The organism is Roseivirga spongicola (assembly GCF_034376045.1).
Lineage (GTDB): Bacteria > Bacteroidota > Bacteroidia > Cytophagales > Cyclobacteriaceae > Roseivirga > Roseivirga spongicola.
Genome location: NZ_CP139724.1, coordinates 1,189,718 through 1,206,678 on the forward strand (window position 1 = coordinate 1,189,718; position 16,961 = coordinate 1,206,678).

18 protein-coding genes are annotated in these 16,961 nt (G+C 39.8%); 3 read left to right on the forward strand and 15 right to left on the reverse strand.

The window, feature by feature from the left end:
- Positions 1-114: 114 nt before the first annotated feature.
- On the reverse strand, positions 115-903 hold the full coding sequence (locus T7867_RS05385) for an inositol monophosphatase family protein (protein ID WP_322299933.1): 789 nt from the start codon (positions 901-903) through the stop codon (positions 115-117).
- Positions 904-986: 83 nt separating this feature from the next.
- On the opposite strand from T7867_RS05385, the gene T7867_RS05390 reads away from it, so the two are divergent.
- Positions 987-1,928, forward strand: a complete 942-nt coding sequence (locus T7867_RS05390) for a hypothetical protein (protein WP_322299934.1) — start codon at positions 987-989, stop codon at positions 1,926-1,928.
- A gap of 3 nt (positions 1,929-1,931) precedes the next feature.
- Here the strand turns inward: T7867_RS05390 and T7867_RS05395 are convergent, their stop codons facing one another.
- The 4 genes from T7867_RS05395 to T7867_RS05410 are packed head-to-tail and all read right to left on the reverse strand — an operon-like array spanning position 1,932 to position 6,065.
- Positions 1,932-2,645 (reverse strand): N-formylglutamate amidohydrolase, encoded by a 714-nt coding sequence (locus tag T7867_RS05395; protein WP_322299935.1) that lies wholly within the window; start codon positions 2,643-2,645, stop codon positions 1,932-1,934.
- Positions 2,624-3,892, reverse strand: coding sequence for a carboxylate-amine ligase (locus T7867_RS05400; RefSeq protein ID WP_322299936.1), 1,269 nt, complete (start codon positions 3,890-3,892; stop codon positions 2,624-2,626). The genes T7867_RS05395 and T7867_RS05400 overlap by 22 nt, the downstream gene beginning before the upstream one ends.
- Complete coding sequence (locus tag T7867_RS05405; RefSeq protein ID WP_322299937.1) at positions 3,889-5,340, reverse strand: RimK family protein; 1,452 nt, start codon at positions 5,338-5,340, stop codon at positions 3,889-3,891. Before T7867_RS05405 ends, T7867_RS05400 begins: the two co-directional genes overlap by 4 nt.
- Positions 5,337-6,065 carry a C39 family peptidase gene (locus T7867_RS05410; RefSeq protein ID WP_245660200.1) on the reverse strand — a complete coding sequence of 243 codons (729 nt, stop codon included), beginning with the start codon at positions 6,063-6,065 and terminating at the stop codon, positions 5,337-5,339. Before T7867_RS05410 ends, T7867_RS05405 begins: the two co-directional genes overlap by 4 nt.
- Before the next feature lie 40 nt (positions 6,066-6,105).
- Between T7867_RS05410 and T7867_RS05415 the strand changes: the two genes are divergently transcribed.
- Positions 6,106-6,696, forward strand: coding sequence for an RNA polymerase sigma factor (locus T7867_RS05415; RefSeq protein WP_288340141.1), 591 nt, complete (start codon positions 6,106-6,108; stop codon positions 6,694-6,696).
- Here the strand turns inward: T7867_RS05415 and rsmI are convergent.
- From rsmI to T7867_RS05465, 10 genes are all read right to left on the reverse strand, one after another.
- The gene (gene rsmI, locus T7867_RS05420) at positions 6,693-7,370 is read right to left on the reverse strand and encodes a 16S rRNA (cytidine(1402)-2'-O)-methyltransferase (protein WP_322299938.1); all 678 of its coding nucleotides are present in this window, start codon (positions 7,368-7,370) and stop codon (positions 6,693-6,695) included. The genes T7867_RS05415 and rsmI overlap by 4 nt on opposite strands.
- Complete coding sequence (locus T7867_RS05425) at positions 7,370-7,600, reverse strand: 4a-hydroxytetrahydrobiopterin dehydratase (RefSeq protein WP_322299939.1); 231 nt, start codon at positions 7,598-7,600, stop codon at positions 7,370-7,372. Before T7867_RS05425 ends, rsmI begins: the two co-directional genes overlap by 1 nt.
- Positions 7,601-7,605: 5 nt before the next feature.
- Positions 7,606-8,286, reverse strand: coding sequence for a class I SAM-dependent methyltransferase (locus T7867_RS05430; RefSeq protein WP_322299940.1), 681 nt, complete (start codon positions 8,284-8,286; stop codon positions 7,606-7,608).
- On the reverse strand, positions 8,286-8,555 hold the full coding sequence (locus T7867_RS05435) for a DUF493 domain-containing protein (RefSeq protein WP_068216571.1): 270 nt from the start codon (positions 8,553-8,555) through the stop codon (positions 8,286-8,288). Before T7867_RS05435 ends, T7867_RS05430 begins: the two co-directional genes overlap by 1 nt.
- An 80-nt stretch (positions 8,556-8,635) precedes the next feature.
- A complete protein-coding gene (locus T7867_RS05440) occupies positions 8,636-10,741 on the reverse strand; it encodes a peptidylprolyl isomerase (protein WP_068216573.1) in 2,106 nt (701 codons plus the stop codon).
- Positions 10,742-10,822: 81 nt separating this feature from the next.
- Positions 10,823-12,106, reverse strand: a complete 1,284-nt coding sequence (locus T7867_RS05445) for a hemolysin family protein (RefSeq protein WP_068216575.1) — start codon at positions 12,104-12,106, stop codon at positions 10,823-10,825.
- On the reverse strand, positions 12,106-12,324 hold the full coding sequence (locus tag T7867_RS05450; RefSeq protein ID WP_068216577.1) for a hypothetical protein: 219 nt from the start codon (positions 12,322-12,324) through the stop codon (positions 12,106-12,108). The genes T7867_RS05445 and T7867_RS05450 overlap by 1 nt, the downstream gene beginning before the upstream one ends.
- Positions 12,321-12,866, reverse strand: a complete 546-nt coding sequence (gene lptC / locus T7867_RS05455) for an LPS export ABC transporter periplasmic protein LptC (protein ID WP_084375559.1) — start codon at positions 12,864-12,866, stop codon at positions 12,321-12,323. The genes T7867_RS05450 and lptC overlap by 4 nt, the downstream gene beginning before the upstream one ends.
- A 60-nt stretch (positions 12,867-12,926) precedes the next feature.
- Positions 12,927-14,252 (reverse strand): tetratricopeptide repeat protein, encoded by a 1,326-nt coding sequence (locus tag T7867_RS05460; RefSeq protein ID WP_068216581.1) that lies wholly within the window; start codon positions 14,250-14,252, stop codon positions 12,927-12,929.
- A gap of 13 nt (positions 14,253-14,265) precedes the next feature.
- The gene (locus T7867_RS05465; protein WP_068216583.1) at positions 14,266-15,576 is read right to left on the reverse strand and encodes a hypothetical protein; all 1,311 of its coding nucleotides are present in this window, start codon (positions 15,574-15,576) and stop codon (positions 14,266-14,268) included.
- Between the two features lie 206 nt (positions 15,577-15,782).
- Here T7867_RS05465 and T7867_RS05470 point away from each other — a divergent pair, with 206 nt between their 5' ends.
- The gene (locus T7867_RS05470; RefSeq protein ID WP_084375560.1) at positions 15,783-16,856 is read left to right on the forward strand and encodes an anhydro-N-acetylmuramic acid kinase; all 1,074 of its coding nucleotides are present in this window, start codon (positions 15,783-15,785) and stop codon (positions 16,854-16,856) included.
- Positions 16,857-16,961 lie beyond the last annotated feature (105 nt).

Here is a 16,961-nt window from a genome sequence, read left to right on the forward strand (position 1 = left end):
AATAGAATTGATTACTCCTTCTTAATCAGAAGGCACAAAATATTAGTCGGTACTTTCAAATATATCTGAGAGTACTGACTACCCTTCCAAAAAATTATGGCTTGGGTTGAATCGTTACTTCTTCTTCCAATGCTTTTGGATGGTCTTTAGCATTTTAGGTTGAGTAGCGTTGCCTGCTACAATTTCTCTACCGAACAGGAAGTCATTTCCTCCTTTAAAGTCGGTCACTTTTCCTCCGGCTTCTTGCACAATCAGTGCTCCAGCTGCCACATCCCAAGCATTAAGGTTATACTCGAAAAAGCCTTCAAAACGACCACAGGCAGTATAGGCTAAGTCTACTGCGGCACTTCCCATTCTCCTCAGCCCATGAGTATTTTGCATAAAATCATTGAGAATGGCCAAGTACTTATTCATCTGCTCAAAATCATAATAAGGAAAGCCAGTGGCTAAAAGGGCTTTATCTAATTCCCTGTTGGGAGAAACCTTAATTGGCATATGATTAAGGAAAGCACCTTCACCTTTAGAAGCATGGAAGCACTCATCTCTATTCAACTCATACACCACACCAAGAGCCAATTCATTCCTCTTCATTAAGGCTACGGAAATAGCATAAATCGGTAAGCCATGTGTGAAGTTTGTGGTGCCATCTAACGGATCTATAATCCAGTTATAGCTGTCAGATTTTTTGGTAGAAGTTCCTTCTTCAGCAATAAAACCGCTACCAGGAAGCATTTCAGATAGCCCTTTAACTAGGCGTTTTTCGGCTTCCTTATCAACATAAGAAACAAGATCGTTTCTGCCCTTGTATTCGATTTTGGAGTGGTCGAATTTCAGAGACTCTTCACGAATGAAGTCGCCAGTTTCTTTTACCAGAACAATAAGGTCTTGAAGTAGTCTTTGCATGGGTAGGTGATTTGTTGCAAATATACGGTTTGCTATTTGGGTAAGTAGAAGACTTTGGATAATATCATTTTTCGATAAACGCTATGTTCAATAAATTAAAAAGACCCTTTAAAGACTTTCTTGAACTTATTGAATCCTTAAAAACAGAAACAAAGTTTTCTCCATCAGATCCATTACGATTCACATCTATTCGCTATCTCAATGGCCACGAAGTTCTCGACAGAGACCCTGAGCGATTCAGAAGAGCTCTGATGATTCAAGGTATTTCTGAAGATCAAATAAAATTTGGCCAGCATCTACAATTTACCAATGAGCTAAGAATTATTGATAATAAAGTGGTAGAGGTCATTGAACACTGCGCGGATCAGGCTGAGAGTGTTGGACAGAATGTAGAATATGATCTACCTATTGAGGACTGGCCTGACCATAAGTATTTTTTTCTTATTCCAGATAAGGGAGGCCCACATCAGATTGGAGGTGAATGCCCGAAACCAATTGTATTTGACAGTCAATATGGCTTTAGTTTCATAGCATCTATAGACGGTACCGATCCATTTTTTAGTTGGGTTGAAACGGACGAATTGAACATATTTTATCCACTCAATACCTGCTGCCTTAGCGGGCTATTTATCGATTGGACAAAGGAAAAACAACCAGTTGTGCTCAACCCAGAAGTAATGACCGATGCTTGGAGGACTAATTATGTTGATGGCTCAGAGGTTGGAGTATTTAAAGGAATCAACTATAAAAGCACCGATGACGTTGATGTTAACCTATTAAAGGATGAATTTGGAGATACTCACATCTGCGGAGTTCCTATGTGGTATCAGGCACCTGATATTCCTGTTTGCCCTAAAACAGGAAATGTGATGAGATATGTTACCACCATTAAGTCAAACGTTAAAAACGAACTTATTGAAGGCACGTCCGTCTTCGGAGATTATTTAACCTTTATGGACGTGGGCTTCCTTTATGTTTTCTGGGAGCCCACGTCCAATATAATGTATCTAACGGCTCAATGTTAGGGCTTAGCACAAAGCTGCTTCTTCGCTCATTACCGATCTCACAGCGCTCTGCAAAGCCTTTTTAATCTCTTCCATTTGCGGCTTACTATGGTGCTTGTTGTTCACCTCTATTTCGATGCCTGAGTAATTCTGGGGTCTGAACTCCTTTCTTAAGTAAGTGGTAAAGCCATCGGCAGTACCAAAGTATGGGTAGTTGTGTTTGGTAACAAACTGAGGAGCAAAAATAGCCAACTCATTTACCAACTGCTTTGATATTTTAGCCTCAGGCTCTCTCTTTTCATCGTAAAGAATGCCAATATCTGCCGAACGTACTTCGCCTTTCAAAACAGGGGTAAAAGTATGAATGGAAAGGTGAACCACGGAGTCAGTTTTTCGGGCTCTTTCTTTAATCCATTCATACACTTGCTGCCTGTAAGCGGTGTAGTATTTCTTCATCAGAAACTTCTTTACTACTGGGTCGAGCGTTTTGCTGAACTCAGAATAAAGTTCTGGGTTGAATTTTGATCTGTTCGAATCGATCAATAGCCTGGAAACCACGTTTACATAAAGAGGAAGCTTTAGCAAGTCGGCCAGGTTTTCGGCCAAAGCGCCTGCTCCAATATCAATACCTCTGTGCGTATCCAACACGGCTTCATTACCCAAAAATAAGTAGCGATAGTTTGCAGGCACAAAGTTGCCTGCATGCTCGCATGTGATTAAAAAGCTTCTTCTAGACATTCCCTAAGCATTTGATTGTTCTCTAAGCAATCGCACAATTCAGAATAGACCATTTTAAGGTTCTCAAATTCTAGGTTAGTTTCTAAGGCATTTAGAATTCGGGTAGAGAGCGTTCCTTCATCAAAAAGAAGAGTCAGCTCATCTCTCCAATGGTCTAAGGCCTGAGGATACTTCCTATCTATTTTTCTGGAAATAAAATGCCAGATTTCTACGGCTGTCATTTCATCTACCGCATTTAGTCCAAATGCCTTTAAGTAATCGGTATTATCTATAACCGTGTGTTCTCCACTTTTTATTACCTGCTTGAAAATGGCTGCTAGGCTTTCGGTTTTGAACTTTTTCTGCTCTTCTAGTGGAACAAAGTATTCTTCTACCAAAAGTTTCAGTGCATTGATGATGAGTGATGCAATAGCCAAATCTGACTCTGGACACTCTTGAACGTCTAGCACTCTAATTTCAATAGCCCCACGATCGAAGCGCGCAATGGCACCTCTAGAGTTCAACCAAATAGGCTCTAAAACCCCTTCTGGATCATGAGGTTTGATGTCATTAGCTATCTGTTCGAAAATTTGGCTATAGTAATCTTCTTTACTGAACACAGCTTCAGGAATTACCTGTCCGGTAAGAATTGGTACTGCCTTTTGATTCTTTCTGTAGTAATCCAATCGCTTGTCCCAGTAGCCAGTGTCTTTACCATCCAAAATGGCTGAGCTGGCCGAAAGAGCCGGCATAATTGGAAGCAACAAACGAATGGCAGCGTGCAGCTTAGCAAACTCATCATCGCCATGGAATGGTAAGTTGATGTGCATACTTTGCAGGTTGCTCCAACCGTGACCTTTGCAATCGAAGATGCGGTCGTAGGTAGCGTATATCTCGGCATTGTCGTGCGGCCAACGTACCGTTTCTGTCTCTGGGTTCATCCATGGATGAGCCGCAGAAGGCATAAGTTGAGCCTTGAACTCTGCCAGCACTCTGTTCATTTGCTGAATGGCTTCCTCAAAATCGGCAGCTAATTGAACTAAATCGTCTGTTGGAGCAGAGCACTTAAGCTCAATTACGTGCAAGGCCAATTCATTAGACCAAGTGATATTGCCGAAAGTAACTTCATTGGTGATTTCACCAGCTAATGATTTCAAAACCTCATCGGCAATAGGTTTCACGTTGAGTGTTTCTGTATCAACAATCATGTATTCCAGCTCAATTCCATAGGCCTGGAATAGGTGCAAGTGGTTATCTTCTACCTTCATTGCTTTATTTTTACTCGCTCCATCAGGGTTTCCATTATGGTTTCGTAGAGCTTGTTTTTTAAAACTTTATCTTCAATTCCTGCATCGAGGTTTGGGTTATCGTTCACCTCAATTACATAGAATTTCTTATTTACTTCTTTAATGTCTACTCCGTAAAGGCCATTACCAATTAGCTTGGTGGCTTTTGTGGCTGTAGTAATAAGTGCTTTTGGCACTTCTTCTACCGGGTAGGTTTCGGCTTTACCCTCCTGAGCCTTCCCGCTCTTTTTCCATTCAATAATTTGCCAATGATTTCTGGCCATAAAGTACTTGCATACGTACAAGGGCTTTCCATTGAAAATGCCCACACGCCAATCGAAGTCGGTCGGCATAAATTCCTGAGCAATCAATAATTCAGAGCCTTTAAAAAAGCCTTTGAGTAACTCATTAAACTCTTCTTCATTTTGAACCTTCTTCACTCCTTTAGAAAAGGCACCATCGGGTTCTTTTAAGATGAATGGGAAGCCAATTTTCTCAATAGCAGCCATTGGATTCTCTTTAGAAATGATGGCTGCCTTGGGCGTATTTATGCCATGATTTCTCATCAGTTCATTCAAGTACACCTTGTTGGTGCAGCGCATTATGGAAACCGGATCGTCAATTACCACCAAGCCCTCTGACTGAGCTTTTTTGGCAATGCGGAAGGTGTGGTTGTTCACGTTTGTGGTTTCTCTTATGAAGAGTGCATCGAACTGGTTGATCTTACCATAGTCGTTTTTGGTAATAATCTCCGTGTTGAAGCCCACTTCTTCAGCAGCTTTTACAAACTTCTGAAGCGCCTTTGCATTACTAGGTGGGTTCGGGTCGTCTGGGTTCACCAATATGGCAAGGTCGAACCTTCTTCTCTGGTGGTTCTTTCTCACCACCTTTTTGTTGCTCAAAAACAACCCAAGGAACGACTGAAGCTTTTGCCTTTCTTCTCCTGTAAGGTCATAAATGTTCATTGGCCTTAGGTTTTCAAGCACCCATTTCTCTCGTTTTACAAAAACGGCTTTAAGGATTGGCGATTGAAATAGGTTGAACAGCAGCATACCCAAACTAGACAGCGCTAATTCATCTGTGTATCCAAAATATATCTTGAATTCCAGTTTAGCTTCTGAACTGCTGCCCAAACATTTCTGTATGATGGCATCGAAGTCTTGAGCATCATCTTTAATCATTGAAGGAAACCTGAAGTCTTGGATTGTGGCCACTTCTGGTAACACCTTATGCCCTCTTGCTTCTGCCAAAAGCGACACATAATAGCCAACGCTTTGGTATTGATAGGATTTACATAGGTTAATCACTTTTGTATTCTTCCCGAATTGACCAGCTGACTCAGATAGGTAATCTTGTGCAGCTATGACATCTACATTGGGAATATCCAACTGCCACTTATGTGGCTTCTCAATAACAATTAGTTTGTTCATTTTTTTGGTCTAATAATGAGCAGGTTGGCATCGTATGTTACCATACCCAGCATGATTGAGTTGATTAATCGGTGAATATCTACTTCGTAATATTGGCTTGATGCCATTGGGTTATTCTTCAATGGATCTGCAATTGAGACAGTGTTCTCATCTGCAGAAATACCTTGTACCACCACAAAGTGACCTGTCGGTAAGCCTTTTAGGTCATCATACTCAACTTTCAAATCTCCGATTTCCCTTGGGCTCTGGTACAAGTAAGTTGCACTTAAGCCTGTAAGAATCGGCTGATCTTGAAATAAGATAGACTTAATTAGGTCTGGTGTGAGGTCTTTAAACTTTATCTTTCCACCAAGGCTTAAGAACTTCTGATAAGCAGTAGAAGCAAACCTAATTTTCCTTTGTGGCTTGTAATGACATTGCATTGCTAGCTTGTTCACTAAATCGGTTTCTTCATCGGCAAACCATGAAGGGTCAAAAATCTGAAGGTTATAGGTATATATGGTGGCCTCATATCCTCTTTTGAGGGCATGGTTGCCAAGGTTTACAGCCAAGGTTCCACCAGATTTGAGTTGCTTTACCTGCTTAATTACCTCGCCTAATTGAATGTTATCTCCATAATACTGATATACGGCATGCAAGCTGGTAGGCCCGCAGGTAACATCGTTTGGCTGAGGGAGAATATTAATATCTAGTAGTGCTTTTTCTGAAAGAAGCATCTTATTCATACTTTAGTGAAGATTAGACGCGTCCAAAACGCAAAGTCACATGTCTTCAGAGAAAATATTCAAGGATAATATTAAGCCCCAATTGACTGACGAAGAGTTAGTTCACTTTCTTCAGAATGGAGGTCCGGAGCGGTATTTCTCTATCCTAGCGGATAGGTACCAAGACTATGTAAAGAAGAAATGTAAGGGCTATGTAAAGAGCGATGATGAAGCAGAAGACCTAAGCCAAGAGGTATTCATTAAGGTATTTATGCAGCTGAGTAACTTTAGGTCTGAAGCAAAATTTAAAACTTGGCTCTACACCATAGTTTATCACACCTGCATAGACTATTTAAGAAAGAAGAAGAAAAGTACCCATCAGGTAATATCAGATAAGCTCTCGTCTGAATTAGAAGACGTAATAGAGGCCGATGAAGTAGATAAGGAGTCACTGATGAATGCCTTAGAGCTGCTGCTTGAGCAAATTACTCCAGAGGAAAAACTTTTACTACTTCTGAAATACAAAGAAAAGCAAAGCCTTCAGGCCATAACGGCTTCCATGAATATCTCGGAAAGTGCTGCAAAGATGAGGTTGCTAAGAGCTAAGGAGAAAATCAACAAACTCTATGAAAAGCAACTGAAGGACAACTAACTCTTCCCTTCTATTACCATTACGAACTCGCCTTTCACTCCGTTTTTTGTGAAGTGCTCAACAAGCTCAGTAAATGTGCCCCTTACGGTTTCTTCAAACATTTTGGAGATTTCACGAGAGACGGAAGCCTGACGATCTCCTAAGAATTCTTTGAGCTGCTCAAGCGATTTAATCAGTCTATGGGGAGACTCGTAGAGAATGATAGTTCTTTCTTCTTCAGCTAGCTTCTTCAGCCGGGTTTGGCGGCCTTTTTTGTGCGGAAGAAAGCCTTCGAACACAAACTTATCGGAAGGTAGGCCTGAGTTTACTAAGGCAGGCACAAAAGCGGTGGCTCCTGGAAGGCAATTCACTTCTAAACCTGCTGCAATGGTTTCTCTTACCAAAAGAAATCCAGGGTCTGAGATAGATGGGGTTCCTGCATCAGAGATCAAGGCAAAGGTTTCTCCAGCATTCATTCGGTCTACCAGCTTAGTAGCAGCCTGGTGTTCATTAAAAATATGATAACTCTGAAGCGGCTTGCTAATGTTGTGGTGCTTTAACAGTTTACCAGAAGTTCTGGTGTCTTCAGCTAAAATAACATCAACCTCACTTAACACCTTAATAGCTCTTAACGTAATATCATCTAAATTACCAATAGGGGTAGGTACTAAGTAGAGGTTGATTTTATCGGGCATTAGGCCAGTTTGTCTATGATTTCGGCCAATTTACGATCTTTTTCAGTTACCGTATTGCCTTCATCGTGCGTTGTTAACTCAAAGCTTACCTTATTATATACGTTCGACCAATGGGGGTGGTGATTCATTTTTTCAGCCTCTATGGCAACTTTGCTCATAAACCCGAAGGCTTCGGTAAAGTCTTTAAATTCGAATGTTCTAGTAAGTTTATTATCCTTTTCTGTCCACATAGGTTCTAGTTTATCGCTTTAATAATATACTGATACTCTAGGCTCTTCTGGTCTATTGAAATTCTTCGGAAGCCAGCTCTTCTAAGAATACTCCTTATTTCTGAAGCTTCCATTTTCCTATCATCTGAAGGCCCAACGGGAATTTTTCCCTTCTTAAAGTCTACAACTAGTAGCTCTCCATTTGGTTTCATTCCTTCTCGTAACCTATTGAAGTAATTCTCAGGTTGAGGAATAAAACTGAAAGTATTAACCACTAAAACAGCGTCTGCCTCATTTAAAAGCAAGTTGGGTACATCGGGCGGAGTAAGTCTGGTTTCTATGTTTTCGGCCCAGTTACCAACTATTTCCTTTTGCTCATTGATGTATTCTAGGGCATTCGGGTCAATGTCTAGGGCAATAACCTTACCCGCTTGCCTAGCAAGCTTAAAGCTGAAATAACCAGCGCCTGCACCTATATCTGCTATGGTTTTATTGGTTAGGTCGCCAAACGCCTTTAGAACAATCTCGGGATTCTGCCAATCGGTTCTATCTTCCTCTATCTCCATATCGAAGATAGGCTGAACAGTTTCTGGTCTAGTAGGCTTGCTAATCGCAGGGCTTTCTACGGTATCAGAGGCCTTTCGATCACCTTTATTGTTACAAGCCACAGAAATCAGTAAGCAAGCAAAGAGTAAAAGCCGTTTCATTAAAGTGCTATAATACCTTCTATTTGTTTGGCTCTTTTGTAGATATCTATGACGTAATCGCTCGAAGAAGCCATTACCTTGGCTGTAACACTAATATATTTCCCCTTACTTGAGGGCTTGAAACTCACTTCATTCATAGGGAATAAATTTTCTACCTCTTGTTTTTTGTCATCGGTTACAATGAACTTAAACATGTACAGAGTAGGGAAGTCATGAGTTGCCTCTAATTTGTTTCTGAATTCTTCAGTATCGTATTTCTGACCTGCCATAGTTCGGGCTTTGATTAAAAGTTAAACAAAAAAAGAGGCTCTATCAAAAGCCTCTTTGTTCCTTAAGGTTTATTAAGCTCTTAGAAGTACTTGTAACGCTGGTCGGTTACCTCAATCTTATCAGAAATTGAAAGCAACAAGCTTTGAGCAATTCTATTGGCGGCCTCTTGTAATAGCTCATTCTCATAGAGCGTGTAGTCGCCAAGTTCAGAAGCTTCAGATCTAGCATTAAGTTGAATAACAACAACACCAGAACCTTCAATTACCTTTGGAGATGTTTTGTCACCAGGGTTTTGAAGACCAGAAGCAGCACCGATTGCCTCTGGTGCAACTCCAAGATTCCCCAGTGAGGTATCTTCCATTTTAACACTTTGTTTAGCGAAGTATTGAGCTTCAGGACCGTAAGCAGTAGCCATTTCATTTACGCTACCAGAAAGGCTGCTAAGCTTAGACTTTATAAAATCAGCCTTCTTTTGGTTCTTAAGAATCTGAGTGATTTCAGCTCTTACTTCTTCTATAGACTGAACACCTTCTTCAGTTTCATTGGTGTAAACAGCTACAACATATTCGTTATCTAAGTCGAACTCATTAACATCATCAATAGACGCTTCACCATACAACCAAGTTACAACCTGACGCGCGTTGGTTAGCTGACCGATTGAGTTAGCGTTCTTGTCGATTTTTGTTCCTTGGAAAACCGAGTAGCCATTGTTAGCAGCGTACTCTCTGAACTCCTCTGCATCGCTAACGCTAGCGGCAAACTCAGCAGCTTGTAGGTAAACCTCATTACTAGTTTCATATGATGGAACCATTTCAACGATAACCTGAGCAACCTTATATCTTTGCTTAATTGCAGTTTGACTTACGTTGATAATGTAGATTTTGTCATTCTTTTCAATCAACCTATTGATAAGACCAGTTCTTCTTGCTCCAAAAACTTCATCTTTTACGTCTGCAACTTTAGAGTCGGTTTCTCTTATCCATCCAAGATCTCCACCACTTGTACTGAACTGCCCGTCACTATATTCTCTTGCTAAGGCTTCAAAAGCCTCACCGTTATTGATTCTTCTAAGTACCTCTCTAGCAGTTTGTCTAACATTAGACTTTTCTGAAGGAGTCTTTCCTTGAAGGTAGAATACGATTTGGCTTGCTCTAGCAAAGGCTGTTTCAGTAGGTAAGATGTCACTGATTTTATGAATGGTATATATTCCATTCTGCAATTCTGGGCCAACTATATCTCCCTTACTTAAAGTAGTAAGGTTATTAGCCAGTGAGTTTGGCAATGCGCTTGGGTCATAAGTGGTGAACCCTATGCCTTGCTCAGTCATGCTTAGGGCATAAGTTGAATCATTAGTAGTTTCGTCCTCAAAGGCAGCTCTAATTTCACTCATCTGCTCTCTGTACATGGCAGAATCCGCAGCAGACGGAACTACAGGAAAAGAAACATACTCTAAATCTTTCGACTCATCTACAGTATATCTTTCCTTGTTTTCATTCAAGTAGTTTTGAATCTCACTATCCGTTACCTGTCCAACCTGATCATCACTAACGCTACTGAAAGGAACGTGTAGATAGTCTACATCAGAAATGGTAAACTGAGATCTATACTCTCTCTGTGCTTCAGCAAGAGTTACATATTGTGTCTTAGTCAATAAGCTTTCGAACTTTTGGCTTTGTCTGCTACTCATGGCTTGAGACTCTGCATTGGCAAAGTAGAACTGTGCCTCAGGTCCATACATATTAATATTGGCCAAGAAGTTCTTGATGTCTGCCTGGTTAGTGCTACCAAGATATTGGTTGAAGAAGTTTTGCATTACAGGAGAGAGGTTCTTACCCTGAACCATATCAACTCTCTCATTTTTGCTTATTTCTAACCCAAGCTGTTCTAACTTGTTAGAGAAAGCAACCTGATTGATAAGTTGTTGCCACACTTGGTCTCTCATGTATTGAGTAAGCTGAGGGTTGCCTGTAGGGTAACCGTAACTTCTCATGGCATTATCTACCATGACAGAGAAATCTTCTTGAGAAATTTCTTCTCCATCAATTTCCCCTACGTTTCTAGCGCCTCCACCAAAAAGATTTTGGTTGGTTGCTAGGTCGGTTAATACAAAAGCTAAAATCGAAAATCCCACTACGACCACTAACAGTCGTCCCATCTTCTCACGAAGCGTATTGATTATAGACATTGGTTAATTTTTAAATAGGCGCAAACATAATTCAATTATGCCCGAAAGTCAAAGGAAAAATGGCGTAAAACTACCTAAGAATCAGTCCTCTTGGTCGGGGTTATAGATAAATAAAACATTGTCTATTCGAGCATCTTCCATTGAGACAACCTTTATTTCAAACAACCCGTGCTTTATAATGTCGTGAACCTCAGGTATACTCTCGGTTATTGATAAAATGAAACCTCCTAAGGTATCGTAATCTCCTTCAGGAATGTCCCACTTATACTTTTCATTCAAGTAGTCAATTTCGTGTCTGGCGCTAAGTATGTATTTGTCTTCATCAATTCTCTGCTCTACCCAGTCTTCATCTTCATCATGCTCGTCCTGAATTTCACCGAAAATTTCTTCAATAACATCTTCTAGGCTAACTATGCCAGAAGTACCACCAAACTCATCTACTACCAGTGCAAGACTTTTCCTTTCTTGTATGAATTGAATCATCAGTTCATTGGCAAGCATAGTTTCAGGAACAATGATAATTGGTGTGAGCATACTACCAATGTCTTGAGGTTTCTTGAATAAATCTAGAACATGACAGTAGCCTATTACATCGTCTATGCTTTCTCTGTACACTAGAATTTTAGTGTGGCCACTTTCAATAAATTCAGTTTTAAGATCTTCTACACTGTCTTCTATATCTATGGCAGAAATTTCTGTGCGTGGTATCATACACTCCCGAACTCTTACTGTTTTGAATTCAAGTGCATTGTTAAAAATCTTAGTGTCTAGCTCTACTTTTGTTTTCTTAATATCGTCACGCGTATTCTGCTTAATGTAATTGCTAAGGTCTGTCAGTCCGAAAACTTGTCTATCTTCAGAATATGGCTGTCTCAACACAAAGAGAATAATGAACTTAGACATTTGTTCTATTAACCACACCACCGGAAACATGATGAAGAAGATGATAATCATTGGAATGGCCAATAAGCTCAGGAGGTTATTGGGGTTGAGCAGAAAGATGCTTTTTGGGGTAAACTCGGCTGTAAATAGTACAATGATAGTAGACAGAAGAGTCTGTAAGATAACCACCGTACTCTGAGAATTAAGGTTTTCAGGAAGCTTGTTGGCAATCCACGGCTCGAGCACACTTGCCATAAAAATACCATATATGACCAGCGCTATGGTATTGCCTACCAGTGCAGTGTTAATAAGCCTAGAAGGTTTTTGGGTAAAAAAGGCCAATATTCGCCCCGCTAGTTTGCCTTGCTGGCTCTGAAGCTCAATTTGTAGTTTACTGGCACTTACAAAAGCTATTTCGGTTCCAGAAAAAAAGGCTGAAAAAATAAGACAGACCAAAATCATGGTCAGTTGGTAAGTATCCATTAGCGCTTAGACTTAGTCTTTTTTGAAGAGCCAGATTGGTTTTGTTTGTCTTCTTCTTTTCTCTTGGCTCTTCTATATCTCATTAAAAATAGCAAACCAAGTGATATCATGAAAATGAAATAGGAAGAGGCTATACCAAAATTCATTGTTTGGTGAACTCCTATTACAAAGAATACTACACTCAGTGAGAATAAAATGGTGTCTCCTAAATTTTTCAAAAGTCGTCTTTTAAAATGGTGGTTGATTCTCTCGGGTTAGTAAACTCATAGCTAGAAAAGTCTTGAGGGGCTGTCATCCCTTCTGCCTGAATGATTTCACTTTCTGACTCTACAATAACAAATTTATCGGTAAAAATCCTTTCAGACTCTGGACTCCAAAATAGTTCTTCTGTTTTAAGAGTCTGTTTAACCTGAAGATTGTTTACAAACACGTCTCCATTAGCTCTGTATACATTACTACCGTTCTCTTTAAAACCACTTTGTGCAGTCAATTCGGAAGTCTGTTCACCATTCTTGCCATAAAACTCGATCTTAATGCCATCAGGAAACTCAATGTCTCCATTCTGATGCTGTAGTTGCTTGTTTCCGTATACAATTACTCTTACCACTGTTGAGTCTGTAAAAAGAATCTTTACATCTTCAGACTCATACATAGGCCCTTCATATACTTCCATGTCTGCCAGTCGTTTTTGGTCTGACGAGCATGACGCAAGGACAACTCCAGAAAGCAATAGGAATAAGAAGAGGTTTAGTTTGTTCATTGATAATAAAAAACGGTCTTTCCCTGAAGAAAAGACCGTTCTATATACGTTATACAATTTCTATTGTTCTGGTCTTCTTTGAAGTTTAACCGTTTTGTTAATCCAACAACCAACAGTCATAGAATCACCTTCTTTCTTGTTTTCAGTAAAGATGCTTGACATAGTAGGGAACTGCTCTTTAGCCTGAGCCATTTTTGTGCTGTTTCCAGCTACAGCATAGTAATCATAGGCAGCAATGTATCTTGCTCTATCATCTACTTGGCTAACTTTTTTGTCACACTGTGTGCTAGCCATAACCATGTCTCCAATAAGCTCATACATTTCAGCTTTTAGAGTAGGGTCAATTTCAGCTGCTTCAAGCGCATACTTTTTAGCTTCAGAATAATTACCATTAATTCTTTCAGTGGCAGCTACTTGCTTCAATGCCTTACCCTTACTTGTGTTGTCATCGGTTAATTCTGCAGCCTTAATGAAGTACTCTTTAGATTTTTCGTACTCTTTATCTGCACCAAACTTCACACCTAACAGATAACCAACACCATACTGAGGGCTATTTGCAAAATGAGTTTCAGCTGCCTTTACAAACCATTCAGCATCTGTACAGCCACCTTCATAAGCGAATACGAAAATTTTATTGGCCAACTCAGCATCGTTAGGGTTTTGCTCAAATTCAGGCACTAGCTTTTCTACAACGAAATCACAATCAATGATGCCCATGTCGGCAAGCTTACCATCGATGAACTCTTTTATCTCCTCATAACGCTTAGTGCTTTTATTCGCAGCTTTCACCTGAGCAATTTCATGATCGATGTGCTTGGTACTCTGCTCATAAATTTCAAGAATCTGATCTTTGCTAATTTCAACATTAGACCTAGCAAAGGCTAATACCGCTACCTGCATATAGTATCTTCCTAACGGGTAGAAAGCGTCCATTCCCTTGATCTCATATGACTTCTCAAAAAGATCGAGGAGCATTTGAGTCTTATCTGCATCTCTAACATAGAATTTATATGCAGCAATAGCTTTTCTATCGATAGCTTTTTCTTCTTCACCTTCGAAGTTTTCAAAACGCATATCGTAAAGCTTAAGCACCATTTCTGCAGCTTTATCCTTTTCAGCATCCACTTTTGCATTGTCGTAAGACTCTTCCCAAACCTTAATACCATTAATGTATAGGGCTGTGCTCAAAGTAGGGAACTTCTCAACTAATTTGGCAAGGTGTGGTTTTGCAGCCTCGTAATTACCTTGTCGGTAATTATCGTCAAATAAAGTCCAAAGCGTTTGCGCCTCAGATCTCTGCTCAGGATCTTCTGGCCATGCAAATTGTGCACTGGCTGATGAGCAGATAGCCAAGAAGGCTATTATCATTAGAGCTTTTAATCTCATAATATCAGTAGTTTTAGTTAAATCTTTGCTTTGAGAACCAGGTTATATCTTGTAAAGAGAAACCAAGGTTCAATTTTACGTAATTCTCTCGAACTAAGCCAGTAGTTGAGATATTTCCTCTCTGACCTAATGTCGCACCAACGTTCAAATGAGATAATCCCCAAAATGAACTCAACGGTACTGAAACTCCAAAATTTATACCAAAATCGTTCACCACCTCATTGCTGATCAAAAATGGCGTCTTTTCGTAATGTATACCAAACCTAAAACTAGTTACATTTATCAATTTAGTAGGCTGTTCTGCATTAGGAATATATTCTGTACCCAAGGCGACTCTTATGGCATTTCCGTAGTAGGATTCGGTAGAACCTTGGTAGTTTCGGTATGACCGCCAATTTTGAAATTGAACATCTAAACCTACCGCGAAAGACCTGAATTTCTCATATGATATACCAAACCCCATTTTCTCAGGAATGTAGAGCGACTCATCTTTATTATAGGCCAATGTGTCGGTACTTGTTGTTGTCCCATTAGGGGTTTCGTTCTCAAATGTTACCAACCTCTCCTGCCTCAGGTTAAAACCAGGGTTATAATAGGCTCCAAAATTAAGTCTCTTATTATTACTTAAATTCAAGTTATAATAAAGGCCTGCACTTGCTGCCAGTTGTCCAAAGCTTCTTCTCTCATTTACAATTGTAGTAGCAAAATTTGAATTGATATCTGTAAGGGTAAACTTGTCTTCATTATTAATAATTCCGAAGTAGTAGGTCCCTTTTAAGCCTATTGACAAATCACCAATTTTAAATGATGTTACAAGATTTGCTTGATCTATTCCTCCTCGACCAGTTACATCAATATTAGTATCCCCTCCTTCAGGTCCGGTTTGTACTTGAGTAAACCCATAATTAACTGAGGTGTAAGGAGAAAGAGATATTCCTAAATTCCATTTTCCATAAACCAATGGAGCGCTCATAGCAAATTCTTTAAACCCACCAGATACGGTACTATATGAGTCAGAGCCATTCGTTATATTTCGATAGTCTACAGTAGTGCCTAATTGAAAGACTGCCTCGTAGTTGGCGCCCAATAGGGCTGGGTTCAGATCATTGTAAAAGTATTTGGTATTGTAACCTACACCTAAACCTCCCATGGCTTCATTTTGAGCAAAACCACTCCAGTTTAAACTCCCAACACCAAGGGCTGAATAACTAGACTGATCGCCTTGAGCCATTGCTGTTTGGAATGCAACAAAACTTAGTATAAAAGCCAGATTTATATATCTCAACCTAAACTTCGAACGCCTTAACACAGAAATTTCCAACATGCACAATTTTGAGGGTTACAAAGATGTCAGTTTTTCAATTAGATTCAAATGTTTTCATATTGATGGAGGTTGTAATGAGCTAATTGCCAGCTTTTTTAACAAAATTTGAGAAAGGCAATCGTTTGCTTATTGAGTCCGTTAATGGAACCTACTAGAAATCAGAGAATTCTGCCTAATTACGGTTAGTAAACGAGGTTTAATAAAAGATGATGGTGAAGAATCAAATTACCATACTGGGTATAATGTCAGGTACCTCTTTAGATGGCTTAGACTTGGCGGAGACCTTTTTCTCCAGGGAAAGTAATAAAGCCTCGTGGAGTTTTGAGTTGAATAAGTGTGAGACTATACCTTATCCGAAGGAACTCAGCCATCGCTTAAGACATGCCATCGAGCTATCTGAAGAAGGTATTCAAAAGCTAGATATCGATCTCGGGGTTTTTATCGGGAAGTCAATAAATAAATTCTTAGGTACAAGATCACAAATGGTTGATTGCGTAGCCTCTCATGGGCACACTGTTTTTCACCAACCTGAAAAGGGAATTACTGTCCAAATTGGTTCTGGAGAAGAGATTTATAACCATTGTCAAATTTCAGTAATCAATAATTTCCGAGTTGCCGATGTAAAAGCTGGCGGTCAAGGTGCTCCTTTGGTACCTATTGGTGATCGAGATTTGTTTGCCACATACGATTTCGCTCTTAACCTTGGCGGTATCGCTAATATCTCTTTCGAAAAAGAAGGTAAACGAGTGGCTTTCGATATTTGCCCTTTTAATATGGCACTTAATTATCTGGCAAATGAAAAAGGACTTCCTTACGACTCGGAAGGAAAGATAGCGGCTACTGGCCGTATAAATGAATCGCTATTGTCTGAACTTAGCCAACTCCCTTATTTAAGTCAACGGGGCCCAAAATCGCTAGGAATTGAAGATTATCAGAAAAACTGGCTACCACTTTTAAAAAACTCCTCGATTAGTTTGGAAGATAAAATGGCAACTTTTATAGAGCATTCAGCCATGGAAATCGCTTCTACCATCAATGAAAACAAGGGTAAAAAAGTACTAGTAACTGGTGGCGGAGCCTATCATCAATTCTTCATTTCTAGGCTTAAAACTTATTCTAGAGCTGATATTGTGTTACCAGAAAGTAAAATCATAGAATTTAAAGAAGCACTAATATTTGCCTATTTAGGCTTACTTAGGCTTGAGGGAAGGCCTAACTGTCTTTCTTCAGTTACCGGAGCAGAGTATGATGTTAGTGCAGGTGATTTGATTGGATTTTGACCGATTATCAATTATTTTATTTTGAGGTAATGAAGGTTTCTGATCCTTAATGTATCTTGGCGCCCTAATGACCGGGTTTGATAATTGTCTGAACCCTTTTTATTT